This is a genomic window from Calothrix sp. CCY 0018, assembly GCF_963920925.1.
GTDB lineage: Bacteria > Cyanobacteriota > Cyanobacteriia > Cyanobacteriales > Nostocaceae > Rivularia.
Map to the genome: position 1 here is coordinate 59261 of NZ_CAWUDI010000032.1, position 19054 is coordinate 78314.

Here is a 19054-nt window from a genome sequence, read left to right on the forward strand (position 1 = left end):
TGTTATGCCTGCTCAAGAATCTAGAAATTAAAGTCTAGGTCTTATTACGCATCAGTTAAATATTCAATTAACCTTCAGCTACCAACCCGAACGTATAGTCTAAAATAGTATTCAATTTTTTGTAGCAAAAATAAATCGTTAATAATCTATTTCTACTAAATTACTTGGATTTGATTATCAAAGTATTTGCTGTAGTTTCTAATAAAAAAGACTCGTAAATAATAATTGTAGCCACGAATATTTTTAGGTGAAACAGTGTTTGTACAAGACAATATAGAACAACAAATTACCTCGGCTTTAGGTGAAAATATCTCTGAGGGAGAATTACGAAATTGTATAGAAACGGCGGCCACTATAGATGTACCTGTTGCGAAGCTGTTTTGGCAAGTAACAGAAGCTGAAAAAGGGCTTTATATTATCCTTGAAGGGAAAGTTAGACTTTTAGATTACTTTGAAAATTTAGTTACAACCCTCTGTGCAGGAGAATCATTTGGTGAAGCTACTCTATTTGAGCAACAAAAATTTATTCCTTATGCTGGTAGAGCATCGCATAATTTAAAACTTTGCTTTCTCAAACAAGAGATTTTACAGTCTTTGATGGATAAATATCCGAAAATTCATCAAAAGTTTTTAAAGAAAGCAGAGGTTTGGGATTTACTACTGTTGTGTCGGGAAAACTCCCAATTTCCTCAGCATTCATCCCAAGTAAACGGATTGCTTCAGGCTTTGTCGCTATTTGAAAAGCACAAATTGGAAGTCTCAGCAAAAATCCCCTGGGAACAAGATTTTCAATTGTGGCTGCTGCACCAAGGTGAAATATTGAATTCCGACGGCGAGATTTTGAAGCTGGGTAAAATATATCCTTTTGAAAAACGAGATAAATTGCACGTAGAAAAACCTACTATTGGTTATTTTCTTAAACAAGAAAACTTGCAAACAGCATTGCAATATTGTCCGGAATTAGCAGAATTTACGGCTAGTGGCGATCGCCCCCAAATTTCCCCAAAAGATCGAATTTCCCGAAAACGTCAGCCACTTCAGAAAAGGCAATCATTAGAACGTTTGCATAGCGATAAGATAATTCCGTTTCCAGGGGGAGATAACCAAACAAAACCCAATAAAAAAGCATCTCGCGCTTATTTCCCCAGCCCAAAGGTAAAAATGGGGCATTGGTGGGGACAGTTAACAAAGCGGTACCCTTATTATGCCCAACAAAGCTCCTCGGATTGCGGTGCGGCTTCCTTGGTAATGGTTGGTCGTTATTGGGGTAAATATTTTAGCGTTAGTCGCTTGCGAGATATGACTAATGCGGGGCGCAGTGGTGCTTCTTTACGTGCTTTAGCATCTGCGGCAGAAAATATTGGTTTTGCAACTCGTCCGGTAAAAGCCACTTTGGATAAATTAGCAGAACAATCTTTACCGGCGATCGCCCACTGGAAGGGGAATCACTTTATTGTTGTTTATGAAATTAATCAGAAGAAGGTAATTGTCGGCGATCCAGCTCGCGGTTCGCGTACTCTTACTCATGAGGAATTTACAGCAGACTGGACTGGCTATGCTTTATTGCTACAACCCACAGCCCTGCTCAAAAATACCGAAAATCAAGATGTTGGCTTATGGAAGTTTGTTGAGCTTGTCAAACCTCACTATAAAGTTTTGATAGAAGTCTTTATCGCTTCGGTAATTATGCAGCTATTCGGACTGGTAACACCTATTTTCACCCAATTGTTACTAGATAGAGTATTAGTACAGCGCAGCATTGCCACTTTAAACGCGGTTGGTTTGGGGATGATTGTTTTTGGGTTGTTCAATATTGCCATGAATGGAGTGCGGTCATACCTGCTCGCCCATACCGCTAACCGTATTAGTGTTTCCTTACTAGTAGGCTTTATTAAGCATACCTTTGGGTTGCCCTTAGCCTATTTTGAATCCCGTTTTGTCGGGGATATTATTTCGCGCATCAAAGAAAACCAGAAAATTCAAAGTTTTCTTACTGGACAAACCCTGTCAATTGTCTTAGATATGCTGACATTAGTTGTTTATCTCACCCTAATGTTTTGGTATAGCTGGAAAATGACATTGTTTGTGCTGCTAACGGTACCGCCATTTTTCATTCTGGCGCTGGCTAGTACGGGGATTTTACGCCGTATCTCCAGAGAAATTTTTAATGCTGGAGCCGAGGAAAACAGCTATATTATCGAATCTTTAACGGGAATTCGTACAGTGCGATCACTGGCAATTGAACAGTCTGTACGCTGGAAATGGGAGGAACTGTTAAACAATCGGGTGAAAAAATCATTTAATGCTAAGGTGATTGGAATTCGCCTTACCATGCTTACTGGTGGAATTCAAACCTTTACGAGTACGGGTTTAATGTGGTTTGGAGCGTGGCAGGTAATTCAAGGGGAACTCAGCGTCGGTCAATTAGTTGCTTTCAATATGTTGGTGGGTAACGTCTTAGGTCCTTTCCAGAGATTTTCTCAACTGTGGAATCAATTTCAGGAGATTGTTATTTCTACAGAACGTCTTAATGATGTCCTAGAAGCAGAACCCGAAGAAGACTTGCACAATAAACCCCGTAAAATGCTGGATAGACTAAACGGTCACATTCGTTTTGATAATGTTACCTTCCGGTATCACCCCGAAAGTAAAAATAACGTACTGGAAAATATTAATATAGAAATCAAACCCGAACAAATGGTAGCCTTGGTGGGTCGCAGTGGTTCGGGAAAAACAACTCTTTCTAAATTGATTTTAGGTTTATATCCACCCACCGACGGGAAAGTACTAATCGATGGACAGGATGTAAATGGTATTGCTCTACGCTCGCTGCGTTCTCAAGTCGGTGTTGTAGATCAAGACACCTTTTTATTCGGCGGTACTATCCGCGAAAACATTGCCATTGCTCACCCAGAAGCAACTATTGATCGAGTTATCGAAGCCGCACAATTAGCCGGAGCAGATGATTTTATCCAGGAATTACCGCTAAGCTATGAAACCCAAATTGGTGAAGGTGGTGGATTGCTCTCTGGAGGACAGCGGCAACGTCTGGCGATCGCCCGCGCTTTACTCGGCAATCCCCGCTTGTTACTGTTTGATGAAGCTACCAGTCATCTTGACACAGAATCAGAGCGGATCATTCAAAACAATTTGAAAACCATTCTCAAAGGTAGAACAAGCGTAATTATTGCTCACCGTTTATCTACAGTACGCAACGCAGACTTGATTTTGGTGATGGATAAAGGTGTATTAGTGGAAAGCGGAAGTCATCAAGAATTAATAGACAAAAAAGGTCATTATTATTACCTCAATCAACAGCAGTTAGCCCAAACTGCTTAATAGAAAGTTGGGCATTGGGCATTGGTAATTGGGAATTGGGAATTGGGAATTGGGAATTGGGAATTGGGAATTGGGAATAGTTAGGAGGAGTGCCGATGTGGTAATGGACTAATGGGGTAATAGTGGAGAAAGTCCCAACGTTTATCTCCTTGTCCCCTTGTCTCCTTGTCCCCCTGTCCCCCTGTCCCCTTGTCCCCCCATCTCCCCCGTTCCATATTTATAAATCAGGAGTTACAACTATGACATATGTATCACCAGATAACTCAGCAGCATTTGTTGAGGAAGAATATAACAAGAGTCAAAACAATAACCAAAATCAAAAAACAGATGATGAATATACCGATAAATCGCAATCAAGTGCAACAGATACAGGCGGCGATTTGCATTATGCTACAGAAGAACTTTTAGATGGTTTACCAAAGCTATGGACGAGGGGTGTATTATACGTATTGTTGGGCTTCCTGTTTATAGGTTTACCTTGGGCTGTTTTGTCGAAAATAGATGAAACGGGAAGTGCTAAAGGACGCATCGAGCCAAAAGGTGCAACTCAAAAACTGGATACCAGAACTGGTGGAAGTGTTAAAGCTGTTAAAGTGAGGGAAGGCGATACAGTAAAATCCGGGCAAATTCTTTTAGAACTCGATTCCGATATTTTAGAAACAGATTTACAGCAGACTCAAGCAAAGCTTTCTGGATTGCAAAATCAGAAAGCACAATTAGATATATTGAAAAAACAACTATTATCAACAATAAGCATTCAGGAACAACAAAATCAATCCCAAGGCTTGGAAAAAATGGCTCAAGTACAGCAAGCTAGACAAAATTTAGATGCTAAAGAGAGTGTTTTCCGACTACAGAAATTAGAAAAACAAGCTTTACTCAATCAGGTACAGCAGCAGATAAAAACCAATAGTAACGAGCAACAGTTCGCTCAACAGCGTTTAGCTATAGATACCAAAAGAGTTAGCCGCTTCAGTCGATTAGTCAAAGATGGAGCGGTTTCTGAAAATCAAGTCGATCAACTTAAAAAAGAACAGCAAGAAAGTAAACGACTATATGAGAGAACTATTACTGATGGTACACAAGCCCAATTACGTCTAACTGAAGAAACAAGCCGCTATCAGTCAACAATGAATCAGCTTTCCGCCGATATAGAGCAAGCCAAACTAAGATTAAAAGAACAACAAAATAGCTATCAAACCTTGTTACAAACAGGGAAACTGTCTATTTTACGAACTCAAGAACAACTCAAGGATACCAGCACCCAAATTTTAGCTACTGAATCCCAGATTGCTCAGACAGGCAGTCAAATCGCATCTTTAAAGCTACAGTTAAATCAACGAATAGTGCGATCGCCTATTGATGGAATAATTTTTGAGTTCCCAGTTAGCAAGCCTGGGGAAGTATTACAACCCGGTCAAAGAATAGCACAAATTGCTCCTAAAAATACCGGCGTTGTTCTCAAAGCGAGTATGCCCATACAAGATAGTGGCTTTTTAAAAGTGGGAATGCCAGTCAAAGTTAAATTTGATGCCTATCCTTATCAGGAGTATGGCATTGTGGAAGGGAAAGTCGCTTGGGTATCTCCCGACTCAAAAGTGCAACCAACAGCCCAAGGAAACAGTGAAAGTTTTGAGTTAGAAATCACCCTCGATCAACAATATGTAGAGAATGGCGAAAAGCGCGTTACTTTAAATCCCGGCCAGACAGCGGATGCAGAAGTAATTATTCGTCAACGTCGGATAATTGATTTTGTTTTAGATCCGTTTAAAAAAATGCAGAAAGACAGCTTATAAGTATAATTTGGCAGTTATAGCGAGTTTTAGGGCTTGCGTATAATTTCAAGATTAATTTCAAGATTATAATTGCAACCCCAATAAACAACCATATTTACTACTTATCAACTCACGAAGTAAGAAAATAGTACATCAGGAAGAAAGTTATGCATCCAATCGAACTAATGAGAAAATATGGCTGGTCTTACCGCAAATTAGCTGAAGAATTCGGAGTTTCCGAAGTTGAAGCCAGACGATGGGGATTTAGAAAAACTGCTAGTAATTACCGAAACCCCCCATCGATGGCTTATAAATTAGCACAAAAGATTGATAAAGAATTATCACTTATCTCAGCATCTGAATGTTCATCTCTATTCAACAGTTTTTAGAACCATTGCTACCTAGACTATTCTTTGAAATTAAGCTTTAATAAACATCTAAGCATTAAACCTCCATTTGAGAAGATGTTTCAAAAGTCGGATTTAATACTTTACTTTACCTGGCGAATATAATTCGCGTGCCACTTGCTACAAGTCGGGGAACCCGCCCAACGCAGTGGCTTGGCTACACAAGCCAAACCCGCCTGCGCTGGTTTAGAAATAACTAGTCCACGGAGGTGGACTTTGCCTTTGTAGCAGCACCTGGTGCCGGATAATTTTAAAACACCCTCTCAGAGTTTGTTTCAAAAGATTAGACAAAACTTAGACGAGCAGAAAAGAGCTTGGGGAAATTCTCAAGTCTAAATACTTATAAATACTTAATTTCTTGTTTAGATGGCGTAATAACGTGCATAAAAATGAATGCGATACACGGACAAAACCTTTCTTTAATTCTCCCCAATACCTTAGATAGGCTGTGCGTAGCAGGGGGAGGATTGCCGCCAACGTTTTTGGAGTTGGTAGTTTTTATTGGTATAAGTTCTATAAAACTACGTTTAGCACCATTGGAGAGCAAGCCCAAAGAAACCGGGTTTCTAATACTGGTGCAAGATGTGAAATTTAAAATTAAATTTCTAAAATATTTTACAGAAGAATAGCATTATGGCCGAACAATTAAACATTTCGACATCAGAGATTATTCATCAGCTAAAACTATCCTGTCAAATTCCTGAGATTGTAGAGGCGATCGCAACTCAAACAGTAATTAATCAAGCTGCTAAGGAAGCGCAGATTGAGGTAACAGAAACAGAGCTACAGGAGGAAGGAGACAAACTCCGTTTAGAGAAGAAGCTCGCTACAGCCAAAGAGACTTGGGGCTGGCTAAATAAAAATCATTTGTCGGTACAAGACTTTGAAGAATTAGTTCGTAACAACCTGATTTATAAAAAATTAGCCAATCATCTATTTGCACCTCAAGTTGAAAAATTCTTTTACGAAAACCGAATAAATTATGAAGCTGCTGTCACCTATGAAGTCATTTTAGAAGATAGAGACTTAGCATTAGAGTTATTTTATGCTTTTGAAGAGGGCGAAATTACATTTTCAGAAATCGCTCGTTTATATATTCAAGATTCCGAGCTTCGCCGTGCAGGTGGCTATCAAGGAATCCGGCACCGTAAAGACTTTCGTCCAGAAATTGCGGCGGCTGTATTTGCTGCAAATGCGCTTCAGATTCTCAAGCCAATTACATCACCAAAAGGTATCTATTTAATTTGGGTTGAAGAAATTATTCAACCTGAATTAGAAGAAGATTTACGTCAACAAATTATTGATGAATTATTTACTGATTGGTTAAAGGCGAAGGCTGTTCCTTTAATACAAAAAGCTCAATTCAAGCTGGATAATATTAATTCAACAGAAGAAGTCAAGAGTTATGCTTAAGTATTAAATAAGTTAAACAAAAGTATATTTGTCGGTGATCAAGAAGTTATTTGAACTGCATCACATATCTTTGTTAACCTATTTCACGGTTTAAAAATAGAAGATAATACTTCCTTTATATGGTCAAAAAATCTATTTTTGTCCATATAATGCTGTTCTTAAGTGTGTTTGTGTTGAAACTGTATTTAATTTTGATTAGTAAGTAAATATTATTTAGTTTTAATGAAGTACAAGAAAAACAATTGACTTTTCAAATACGTAAGTATATATTTGAAATGTAAGCAATCAGAAAAAACCGCTTACGAAAACGTTCTTTGTATTAATTGATTATCAGGAGCAAAAAATGATTATTTCCGATTTGAACTACTTAGAAGCTGTTGAAGGAAATGCTGTTGTTGGTGGTGACTTTGATTTCGATATCAGCAAAGATATTGAAGTAAATGTTGATATCTATGAAAACGTTGATATCGACAAAGATGTTAACTCTGTTGTTTATCTAGAAGGCAACTTGGCTACTGCTGAATCAAGCGCTAACGCATTCGGTAACAATACTTTAACCGAAACCTTCTCGTTAACCTACACCGATTGGAACCAATCACACTCCAACTCCTTAGCAATAAGCGCAACCTACTAATTGCCAGAGTCAGTCTCGCAGTTACCGTGGAGGGATGCGAGTCGGGTTGGTATTGAACGAGTACATTTAATTCATTGGAGAACGAAAATGATTATTTCCGATTTGAACTACTTAGAAGCTGTTGAAGGAAATGCTGTTGTTGGTGGTGACTTTGATTTCGATATCAGCAAAGATATTGAAGTAAATGTTGATATCTATGAAAACGTTGATATCGACAAAGATGTTAACTCTGTTGTTTATCTAGAAGGCAACTTGGCTACTGCTGAATCAAGCGCTAACGCATTCGGTAACAATACTTTAACCGAAACCTTCTCGTTAACCTACACCGATTGGAACCAATCACACTCCAACTCCTTAGCAATAAGCGCAACCTACTAATTGCCAGAGTCAGTCTCGCAGTTACCGTGGAGGGATGCGAGTCGGGTTGGTTTGTAAGACCAAATTTTTAACACCTTGCTCTATCAGAAACTTACTATAGTTAATGCTTTTAGTAACAGAGATAGAGCTAGGAGTTAAACCAAGTACATTTAATTCATTGGAGAACGAAAATGATTATTTCTGACTTAAACTACTTAGAAGCTGTTGAAGGAAATGCTGTTGTTGGTGGTGACTTTGATTTCGATATCAGCAAAGATATTGAAGTAAATGTTGATATCTATGAAAACGTTGATATCGACAAAGATGTTAACTCTGTTGTTTATCTAGAAGGCAACTTGGCTACTGCTGAATCAAGCGCTAACGCATTCGGTAACAATACTTTAACCGAAACCTTCTCGTTAACCTACACCGATTGGAACCAATCACACTCCAACTCCTTAGCAATAAGCGCAACCTACTAATTGCCAGAGTCAGTCTCGCAGTTACCGTGGAGGGATGCGAGTCGGGTTGGTTTGTAAGACCAAATTTTTAACACCTTGCTCTATCAGAAACTTACTATAGTTAATGCTTTTAGTAACAGAGATAGAGCTAGGAGTTAAACCAAGTACATTTAATTCATTGGAGAACGAAAATGATTATTTCTGACTTAAACTACTTAGAAGCTGTTGAAGGAAATGCTGTTGTTGGTGGTGACTTTGATTTCGATATCAGCAAAGATATTGAAGTAAATGTTGATATCTATGAAAACGTTGATATCGACAAAGATGTTAACTCTGTTGTTTATCTAGAAGGCAACTTGGCTACTGCTGAATCAAGCGCTAACGCATTCGGTAACAATACTTTAACCGAAACCTTCTCGTTAACCTACACCGATTGGAACCAATCACACTCCAACTCCTTAGCAATAAGCGCAACCTACTAATTGCCAGAGTCAGTCTCGCAGTTACCGTGGAGGGCTGCGAGTCGGGTTGGCTTTTAAACCAAGTACATTTTTTATAGCCGAAGGCTCAACTAGTCATTGGGCTTTCGGATTTTTCTATTATATCTTAGTTTGATTGATAATTTTGCGTATAAAGCTATATACATAATGAAAAACTTAGCCAAAAATCTTCAAACAGGCAATAAACATTATCAAAGTAAGCGTTTTACAGAAGCCGAAGCGGTTTACCGTCAAATTCTAGAGAGCAATCCTCAGCAAGCAGAAGCACTATATGGTTTAGGTGTACTTGCTTTGGAGAAAGGTAAGGATAGCGATGCAGAAAATTTTCTAAAAACAGCTTTACAATATCAGCCCGAGTTTGCACAAGCGCTGTTTAGCTTGGCTAATTTGCGTCAAGCTCAAGGAAAATTAAACGAAGCAGTAAAGTATTATCAACAGGCTTTAGCTTTGCAACCACAAGCGGTGGCAGTATACAACTGTTTAGGTAGGACTTTGCAACAGCAGGGTAAGTTAGAAGAAGCTGAAATTTGCTATCAAAAAGCATTAGAAATTCAGCCTAACAGCGTGGAATTGAAAGCGAATCTGGGAAATATCCTTAATTTGCAAGAAAAACTTTCACCCGAAGAAGCAATATATTATGCAAATTTTAATCTACAGTTTGGTTTAGGCAGACAAAAAGCAGAAGATTTTAAAACAGCAGAGTTATATTATCAGCAGGCTATTGCATTACAACCCGATTTAGTAAAAGCTCATCATAAATTAGGAGATGTGCTGCAAAAACAGGGAAAGTTGGATATTGCTTTCAAGTCTTACCAGCAAGCGATAAAAATTGACCCCAATCATACAAATGGTTATGACGAATTAGGTAATATTTTACAGCAAAAAGGTAAATATAGAGAAGCAGTAGGAGCTTATAAAAAAGCTTTGAAGATTCAACCCGATTTCGTCGCTAGCCATAATAATTTAGGAAACCTTTTAAAAAAACTAAATCAATTTGATGCTGCGATAGAATCATTTAAAGAAGCAATAAAATTTGAACCGAATCTTGATTGCATTCATTATAATTTAGGACTTATTTATAAAGAACAAAATAAACTAGAATTAGCTATCGGGGCATTTAAAAAAGCGCTGGAAGTTTCACCGAAATTTGCTCCGGCAAAGTTAGGAATATGTATTAGCCAACTGCCAATTATATATTCTACCGTTGATGAAATTGAGTCTCGACGCAATAAATATAAAAGTCATTTACAAAAATTAGCTCAAACCGTTCAATTAGCTAGTAAGCAAGAACGAGCAAAGTCAGTTGAAGCAGTGGGAGCATTGCAGCCTTTTTATCTGACATATCAAGGTTTAAATGACCGAGATTTGCAGCAAACCTATGGGAAAATGATTTGTAAAATTATGTCGAGTCGCTATCCGCAATATAGCAAACCTCTTTCTCTCCCAAAATTAGAGCAAAATCAAAAAATTCGTATTGGTATTGTTTCTAGATTTTTTTACAGTCATTCTAATTGGAAAATACCTATTAAAGGTTGGGTAGAGAATCTCGACAAAAGTGAGTTTGAATTATTTGGCTATTACACTGGTTCCAAAAAAGACGAACATACAGTTAGCGCTGCAAATGTCTTCGATAAATTTGTTCAAGGTAATCGCTCAATTGAACGCTGGTGTCAAACAATAGCTGAAGATAAATTACATATTTTAATTTTCCCAGAATTTGGCATGGACCCAACTACAATTAATTTGGGCTGCTTGAGATTAGCGCCAATTCAAATGACATCTTGGGGACATCCCGAAACTAGCGGACTTCCGACAATTGATTACTACTTGAGCAGCGATTTAATGGAATCAGAAAATGCTCAAGAAAACTATACAGAAAAATTAGTGCGGTTGCCAAATCTCTCGATTCATTACACACCTTTAGCAATCGAACCGCAAGCAGTAAACAAAACAGATATTGGTTTAAAAGAAGATCAAATTCTTTTTTGGTGCTGTCAGTCATTATATAAATACTTACCCAATCATGATGATGTTTTTCCGCGAATTGCCACAGAGCTAAGCAATGCTAAATTTGTATTTATTCAACATGAAAGTAAAGATGTAATCGAAGTTTTTCAACAACGTTTAAATCGTGCTTTTGAGCAATTTGGGCTTAATTATCAAGATTATTGCCTGTTTTTACCGCGTATGCAACCTCAGAAATTTGCTGGTGTAAGCGCGATCGCCGATGTTTTTCTTGATAGTATTGGTTGGTCGGGATGTAATTCAAGCTTGGAATCTGTTGCCCATAACCTACCCATTGTGACTTTACCGGGGGATTTGATGCGGGGACGGCACAGCATGGCAATCTTAAAAATGATGGGTATTGAAGAGACGATAGCCTCTAATAAAGAAGAATACGTGCAAATTGCGATCCGTTTGGGGAAACATTCTCAGTATCGGCAACATATGTCCGAGCAAGTTGCCCAGAACAAGCATAAATTATATGGCGATTTAAAACCAGTTAGGGCACTCGAAGCTTTTCTATTAAAAGTAGTTAATAAACCCAGACGATTTGACACCCAAGAAACTGCTGAAATATTTCAGCTTGCGGCTCAATATCATCAAAATCGCCGTTTAGAGGAAGCCGAACAGCTATACTACCAAGTTATAGAAAAACAGCCACAGCATTCAGAAGCACTGTATGAATTGGGAATAATTGCACTTTCTCAAGCAAAATTTGAGCAAGCAGAAAACTTTTTGATTCAAGCTTCAAAGTCTCAACCTAAATCTGTAAAAACTTGGTTTGCTTTAGGTAATTTTTATTGCTCCCAAGGACAAATGGCACAAGCAGAGTCAGCTTATCAAAAAGCCATTACTCTACGACCGGATGCAGGAACAATTTACAATAATTTGGGCTACACCTTAGAAGAACAAGGTAAATGGGAACAGGCGATCGCATTATATCAAAAAGCTTTGCAGTTTCAACCCAACTGCCGAGAAGCGGATGTAAGTTTAGGTAATATCCTTTATAGTCAAGGTAAACTTTCTCCTGAAAAACAAGCTTACTACGCTCAATTGAATTATCAACTAGGTAATGCCAGAAAACAAGTTGGCGATTGTAAAACTGCTACTGTTTACTATCAAAAGGCAGTTAATTTAAACCCAGATTTTGAAGAGGCTTACTATAACTTGGGAATGGCACTACAAGCACAAAAGCAAATGGGTGAAGCTATGGCAGCCTATGATAAAGCTTTAAAACTGAAGCGTGCCAAAAAAGAAGCTGTATAAATAACCGAATAAAAGCTATTAGCTATTAGCTGGCAATTGGATGGGGATTTAACCCGCTCTTCGCGCTCAAGCTAAAAGCTCGATAACTACCGATCGCCGGGAGTAATCCTGGGTAAATCTCGCTTCTACAACTTACAGTATTTTCGCAACCTCAGCCCTTCCAAAGAAGCATCTGAGGTTTTAACATCATATCAACATCAATTTATAACAAATTTCTTACAACAAGTTTATCAAATCCAGGGTTAATACGTAATACAATTTGACCAAGACCAAATTAGGAAGTTCTTTTGATCGGTAGTTAAACGCAATCAATCTACGTCATAAATTGCGTATAAGTTCAAAACTTGGAGAAACTTTCGTTAACTGGCAATAGGGGTAAATTTTTTAGTTGGTACATTTTTCGTCAAATTAATTAGTAAAAAAAAGTTTAACATCGAGGAGATAAATATTTATGGCTTTCATTCAAGGAACTAGAGGGAATGATTTAGTTGATGCTTCTTCCCCAATAGGACGCAGGAGTACGCAATCTGCCGACCAAATTTTTGGAAATAGCGGCAATGATAGTTTGTATGGGTTAGGTGGAGATGACTTTATTCGAGGCGATCAAGGTGACGATTTTGTAGATGGTGGAGATGGTAATGACCGTTTATATGGAGGTATAGATAATGGTAATGATACTTTAGTAGGAGGGCTGGGAAACGATTATTTAGATGGTGGTGGGGGTGACGATAGTCTGGATGGTGGGGATGGTAACGACACTATTTTTGGAGGACAAGGTGATGATACTATCTCTGGTGGAGCAGGAGATGACGTTATCTTTGTTACTAGCGGTAATAACTCTGTAGATGGTGGCGACGGCAATGATTTTATCCAAGGTGCTAGTGGCAGCAGCTTTACTGGTGGTGGCGTAGATACCCTGCGTGGTGGTGATGGAGACGATACGATTCTAGGGAATGGGCGCAATGACCTACTGTTTGGCGACGACGGTAACGATAGGCTCGATGGTGGTGGAGATGATGATACCTTATTTGGTGGTGCTGGAAACGATTCCTTAGATGGTAATCTTGGTGATGATATTGTTGTTGGGGGGGCTGGTGATGATACCCTCAGAGGCAATACGGGAATTGACCTGATCGATTATGCTTCGAGTACGGCCGGGGTTAATGTCGATATGGCAGCAGGTACGGCTAGTGATGGATTTGGAACTACAGATACCATTATCGAGGTGGAAAATGTTAGAGGTTCTATTTTTAACGATACGATAACCGGAAATTCGGGGAATAACCTGCTTAACGGTAATGCAGGAAACGATAGTGTTGATGGCGGAGCGGGTAACGATACTTTAGTTGGTGCTGAAGGTAATGATACTCTCAATGGAGGTAGTGGATTTGACCGAGTAGATTATTCTTCGGGCACCGCTGCGGTAAATGTAAATCTAGCCAATGGTATTGCTAACGATGGGCTGGGTGGAAGCGATAGTCTAAGTAGTATTGAAGAAGTTATAGGTTCAGACTTCAACGATATTATGACGGGTGATGCAGGGGCTAACTCATTTATAGGTGGGGCTGGAAACGATAGCATTGATGGGGGTGCTGGTACCGACCGGGTAGACTATTCCACAAGTACGACAGCAGTTTTAGTAAATCTGTCCCAGAATGGCGCACTTGATGGCTTCGGAAATATTGATAGTCTGATTAATATAGAAGATATAACTGGTTCGAGTTTCAACGACACTCTGATAGGTAATGCAGAAAATAACTCTTTTGTTGGCGGTGCTGGCGACGATACCATAGTTGGTAATGATGGCCGCGATCGCGTTAATTATTCTGCTAACACATCAGCAGTCAATGTTAACTTGGCAACTGAAACTGCCACTGGTCAGCAAATTGGTACCGATCGGCTAATTGGTATTGAAGAAGTTTTTGGTTCTAGAGGTAACGATACTATAGTTGGTAATGCTGCCGATAACTTGTTTGTCGGTGGAACTGGTGATGATACCATTGACGGCGGTGACGGTAGCGACCGAGTAGATTATTCGTCAAGTGCAGCCGGAATCAACGTTAATTTGACGACGGGAACCGCTAGCGACGGCTTTGGTAACATCGATACTTTAAGTAATATTGAAGAGGTAATAGGTTCTCGTTTTAACGATAATATTACTGGAAATACAGCCGATAACATCTTTATTGGTGGAGCAGGTGACGATACTATCAATGGTGGTGCTGGAAATGACACTATTGATTATTCCAGCAGTATTGCAGATGTTACCGTTAACCTAGCTGCTGGTACTGCTAGCGAAGATGGATTTGAGGATACAGATACTATTATTAGTATTGAAAACATTGTTGGTTCTAATTTCAACGATAATTTGACAGGTAATGCAGGTGCCAACGCGATCGGCGCTGGTGCTGGTAATGATACTTTATCGGGTGGTGCTGGAAATGACAGTCTTGATGGGGGAACGGGTAGCGATCGAGTAGACTATTCGAGTAGCCCGGTTGGTGCGAGTAATGCTGGTGTTGTTGTTAACCTGTTAGCTGGTACGGCAAATGATGGATTCGGCAGTACTGATACTTTAGTTAGCATTGAAGAAGTAGAAGGTTCCGATTACAACGATACGCTGATTGGTAATTCAGCAAATAACTATCTTAGTGGTGGTTCCGGGGACGATAGTTTAGAAGGCAATGATGGTAATGATACGCTCGCAGGTGGTGCCAGCGACGATATCCTTGACGGTGGTAATGGTGTTGATAGAGCAGATTATTCCTCTAGTTTGTCAGCAGTTACCGTTAATTTAGTTACTGGTACGGGTACGGCAAACGATGGAATCGGCGGTAGCGACACTTTAATTAGCATTGAACAAGTTTTGGGTTCAATTTTTGATGATACGTTGATTGGTGATAACTTAAATAACCTTTTAATCGGTAGTGCTGGCAATGATAATTTGGACGGTGCTGCCGGGGATGATATTTTTGACGGTGGTGCTGGGGATGACACAATTGATGGGGGAAGTGGAATTGATGAAGCTAATTATTCTTTAAGTACAGCCGGTGTTGTAATTGATTTACAAACTGGAACTGCGGCGGATGGGCTTGGTGGTACGGATACACTGAGCAATATTGAAAATGTAGATGGTTCTTTCTTCGACGATCGCATAGTTGGCAATACTGCTGATAATGTCTTGACTGGTAACAGTGGTAATGACTTTTTGATTGGCAGTTCCGGTAATGATGTGCTTGTTGGTGTCGGTGCTGGTAGCAGAACTGGTTCTTTCGCTGGTTTTGGAGTCCGAGGCATCCAAGAGCGTGATGTACTAACGGGTGGAGCGGATAACGACCGCTTTATCCTGGGAGATAATAACGAACTTTACTATCTAGGTAGCGGTACCAGCCTTGGCGACGTTGCTTTAATTGGGCGGGAAACTGCTACAGGCTCTAATAGCTTTACAAAAGACTTTAATGCAGGGGATATTATCCAGGTGCAAAAAGGCTTTGTCTATCGAGTTCAGCAAGTTGGAGCAGATGCGTATATTTTCGGAACGAATGCCGTTAGTACGTCACCAAGTTTCCTTGACACAATGGGGGTTGTAGTGGGCGCAACGGTTACTGAAGTAGCGACTAGTTTACAAGACCAAAATGGCTCCAGTCTTGCATTTCAAGCAGGAATTGGCACGGTAGTTCAATGGTTTGCGTAAATTTAGCTTGTAAATAGCATCACAAAGCGTGGAAAGTGGTGGGTTCTTAATGCCCACCAAACCCTTTTAAACATCGGGACTTAATTAGTTAAAACTTACGCAAAGCCCCCCAACCCCCCGATGCTTTGGGGGATCTAAACGTTTGGAATGCCTAATTTATCTAAGTCCTATTAGTCTAATCAAACAAAAATAATTACACAAAATAATTAACTTAACGTCAGCATTTTCGCAGGGTGCAGAGCGTTTCAAAAATTCTACCGACTTTTATCAAACAACGAATGACGAGCAAATATAGGATTTATGCAAAACCCTTTTTTTAAGAGAGATTGGGGAAAATTTCCGTAATTAATGCGTAAATCCTAAAATCATTAACTTTAACAGAGAATTTTATGCACCCTGAAACTCTATTTTTACAACCGATCGTAGATCCAATTACTAATCCTAACCCAAATTTTGCTACGGCTACAGGTGATACTAATGTTTTTAACTATAGCCATAGCCCTTCAGAAACTTTGACTGATTCCCAAACGGAAACATTAATCGCGGGTGGTGTAGGTTTTGCGATTGCTGAAGCTCAAGCAATTTTTCTTGAAGATGCTAATTTCTCTTTTTTGTTCGCTGATAGTAATGTTAGTGGTGATGGTACTTTTACAGGAACTTCTAAAAGTGAAACTAAAGTAGTTGCTAATTTTGCAATTGCAGCTAATCAAACCTTTTCTTTTGATTTTTCGGTAAATTTGGCGTTAACAGCTAAGGAAATCGAAAATCCCAATACTGAATATAACCAAGCTAATTCTAAAAGTACTTTTTTAGTTTTAGACACCACAAATCCAGATTCTCCCAAAGTATTGGATTATTTTGGCACTAAAGGTCAATTAATTTCATCCGAACAAGTAGCTAATCTTAAAGTTGGTGGTAGTCGCAATGTTGCCATTCTCAGTGGAGAGCAAATTAGCGATATTGATGGCAACAATGGTTCGGATGAAGTTTATAGTAATACCATTGGCAGCTATCAACAGACTTTTTCTAGTAATACCAATTTAACAATAGTAGAAATTAATACTAGTGCCGTTAAAGTTGCTGGAGATAGTTTAATTGGTAACTTGGGTACGGATGTTATATATGGCACCATTAAAAAAGATAAGTTAATCGGAACTAGGAGTGCAGACAAAATTTATGCCAGCTTAGGGAACGACAAACTATATGGATTAAAAGGTGACGATATTTTAGAAGGGGGACAAGGCGAAGATAAGCTATTTGGAGGCAAGGGTGAAGATAAGCTGAACGGGGGTTGGGGTAATGATGAGATAACTGGTGGTAGAGGAGATGATATATTAGTTGGTGGTAAAGGTAATGACAAATTTATTTTCCACCGTAAAGATACTTTCTTCGGAAATGACTTTGATATAATTCAAGATTTTGAGATTGGTGTCGATACAATTGTCTTTCAAAGATGGGGCAATATAGATACCGAACAATGGTTGCAGCAAGGTAATATTACTGATACAGATGACGGTGTTCTCTTCAAACTTGATTCTTTATTCAATGAACAAACATTACTTATTTCGGGTGTGAGTTCCAGTCAAATTACCTCTGAATCAATAGTGTTTAAATAATGTAGGTAACAGGGAATGGGGAACGGGGAACAGTGAAAAGAAGCAATATTACTAAATAAAATAAATTAAATTAAATTACTTAATTTTAAAATTAAATATGAATACTAAAAAACTTTCTGAATATAATTTTAATTATTCGCAACAACTGGAAACAGATGCAATTCTTGAACTTGCTGTTAAACATCAACTAGGTAATCGTTTGGCAGATGCCGAACAGCTATATCATCAAGTTCTCGAAAAACAACCATTACACCTACAAGCTTTATATAATTTAGCTAGTTTGCATCAAACTCAAGGAGATTTAGAAAGTGCGATCGCCTTTTATCAAAAAGTAATCAAGATAAATCCTAATGATGGTGAAGTTCATCTGCAATTAGGAAAAATTTATCAACAACAAGGTAGTTTACAAAATGCGATTTCAGCATATCGTCAAGGCATTAGTTTAATAAATCCTTGCTATGCTGAAGTTTTAAAAAATAGAACAAGTTTAGAAGTTTCAAAAACAGTTTCGGTGACTCCACCCGAACATCAAGGAGAAGTATCTGTCAGCGATTATCAATTTCCTGAAATTCCAAGAGTATCAAAAGAATTAGGTAAGCGCCCCTTCTGGAGTGTTGTGCTTCCCATCTACAGCAACAACGAACGAGTTAATTACATACTTGAGTGTTTTGTAAGTATACTCACGCAGTGGAATGGCAAAGAAGAAATGGAGATTGTGGTTGTTGATGATAATAGTCCTATTCCTCTGAAAGATTTAGTTGACGAACTGGGTATAGGTATTATTAGTTACTATCGCAACAACGAAAATAGGGGAGCTTATCGGAATTTTAATACAGCAGTTGCGATGAGTAAAGGAAAATGGATTCACTTACTTCACGATGATGACTACGTGCTTCCTGGTTTCTACAATCGTCTTCGACAATCTTTAGAAGAATCTCCAGATTCTGTGGGAGCAGCTTTCACCAACTATCAAAATGTCAACGAACAGGGAAAGGTGATTTTTACTCAGCAACTTTACGAACATGAGCCAAGAATTATCAAAGATTTTGCGGAACGAATTGGGATAACAAATCCATTGAATATGCCCGCAGTGGTGGTACGTCGTTCGACTTACGAACATTTAGGAGGATATTTACCAGAACTAAATTATACTGGCGACTGGGAGTTCTATAAGCGGGTAACTGCCTTTTATGATTGGTGGTATGAACCGCAAATCTTAGCTTGTTATCGCGAACATTCTCAAAATATCACAACAGATTCTATGCTTTCAGGTTCAAAGGGAACTGATATTCGCAAAGCCATAGAAGTTTCAGAAAAATATTTATCTGATGAAATAAGTGTAAAGTCTAGGCATTATCACTTTGCGTGCTGTCTAAATAATGCCATAATCCCTTTAAAAGCTGGCAAAACATCCGGCGCACTTCTTTTAATACAAGAAGCTCTGAAAATTGAAAATTCCCCACAATCCGTAACAAAGTTATTCTCTTGGTTAAAACAAGATGAATTATCTGCTTTACGGGATGAAATAGTTTCTAGGCTGCTTTTAGAAGGTTTGAAGGTAGATACACCTGTGTGAAGTTCGTTTAAC

The 19054-nt window shown here is 38.8% G+C and carries 13 protein-coding genes; all 13 read left to right on the forward strand.

The window, feature by feature from the left end; genetic code table 11:
* The first annotated feature begins 255 nt into the window (after positions 1-255).
* The 13 genes from ACM03V_RS22170 (at position 256) to ACM03V_RS22230 (ending at position 19042) form a co-directional block, all read left to right on the forward strand.
* A complete protein-coding gene (locus ACM03V_RS22170) occupies positions 256-3339 on the forward strand; it encodes a peptidase domain-containing ABC transporter (RefSeq protein ID WP_414622965.1) in 3084 nt (1027 codons plus the stop codon).
* 239 nt (positions 3340-3578) lie between these two features.
* Positions 3579-5135, forward strand: a complete 1557-nt coding sequence (locus ACM03V_RS22175; protein ID WP_414622966.1) for an HlyD family efflux transporter periplasmic adaptor subunit — start codon at positions 3579-3581, stop codon at positions 5133-5135.
* 146 nt (positions 5136-5281) lie between these two features.
* A complete protein-coding gene (locus tag ACM03V_RS22180; protein WP_414622967.1) occupies positions 5282-5503 on the forward strand; it encodes a hypothetical protein in 222 nt (73 codons plus the stop codon).
* Positions 5504-5910: 407 nt separating this feature from the next.
* Positions 5911-6150: a hypothetical protein gene (locus ACM03V_RS22185; RefSeq protein WP_414622968.1), complete on the forward strand. Its 240-nt coding sequence runs from the start codon at positions 5911-5913 to the stop codon at positions 6148-6150.
* A 4-nt stretch (positions 6151-6154) separates the two neighbouring features.
* Positions 6155-6934 (forward strand): peptidylprolyl isomerase, encoded by a 780-nt coding sequence (locus ACM03V_RS22190; RefSeq protein ID WP_414622969.1) that lies wholly within the window; start codon positions 6155-6157, stop codon positions 6932-6934.
* 343 nt (positions 6935-7277) lie between these two features.
* A complete protein-coding gene (locus ACM03V_RS22195) occupies positions 7278-7568 on the forward strand; it encodes a hypothetical protein (RefSeq protein WP_414622970.1) in 291 nt (96 codons plus the stop codon).
* Positions 7569-7946, forward strand: a complete 378-nt coding sequence (locus ACM03V_RS22200) for a hypothetical protein (RefSeq protein WP_414622971.1) — start codon at positions 7569-7571, stop codon at positions 7944-7946.
* A gap of 170 nt (positions 7947-8116) precedes the next feature.
* Positions 8117-8407 (forward strand): hypothetical protein, encoded by a 291-nt coding sequence (locus ACM03V_RS22205; protein ID WP_414622970.1) that lies wholly within the window; start codon positions 8117-8119, stop codon positions 8405-8407.
* A gap of 170 nt (positions 8408-8577) precedes the next feature.
* Positions 8578-8868 carry a hypothetical protein gene (locus ACM03V_RS22210; protein WP_414622970.1) on the forward strand — a complete coding sequence of 97 codons (291 nt, stop codon included), beginning with the start codon at positions 8578-8580 and terminating at the stop codon, positions 8866-8868.
* 165 nt (positions 8869-9033) lie between these two features.
* Positions 9034-12156, forward strand: a complete 3123-nt coding sequence (locus ACM03V_RS22215; protein WP_414622972.1) for a tetratricopeptide repeat protein — start codon at positions 9034-9036, stop codon at positions 12154-12156.
* Positions 12157-12607: 451 nt separating this feature from the next.
* Positions 12608-15850 carry a beta strand repeat-containing protein gene (locus ACM03V_RS22220; protein WP_414622973.1) on the forward strand — a complete coding sequence of 1081 codons (3243 nt, stop codon included), beginning with the start codon at positions 12608-12610 and terminating at the stop codon, positions 15848-15850.
* A 389-nt stretch (positions 15851-16239) separates the two neighbouring features.
* Positions 16240-17466 (forward strand): calcium-binding protein, encoded by a 1227-nt coding sequence (locus tag ACM03V_RS22225; RefSeq protein WP_414622974.1) that lies wholly within the window; start codon positions 16240-16242, stop codon positions 17464-17466.
* Positions 17467-17563: 97 nt separating this feature from the next.
* Complete coding sequence (locus tag ACM03V_RS22230) at positions 17564-19042, forward strand: glycosyltransferase (protein WP_414622975.1); 1479 nt, start codon at positions 17564-17566, stop codon at positions 19040-19042.
* The last annotated feature ends 12 nt before the right edge of the window (positions 19043-19054 follow it).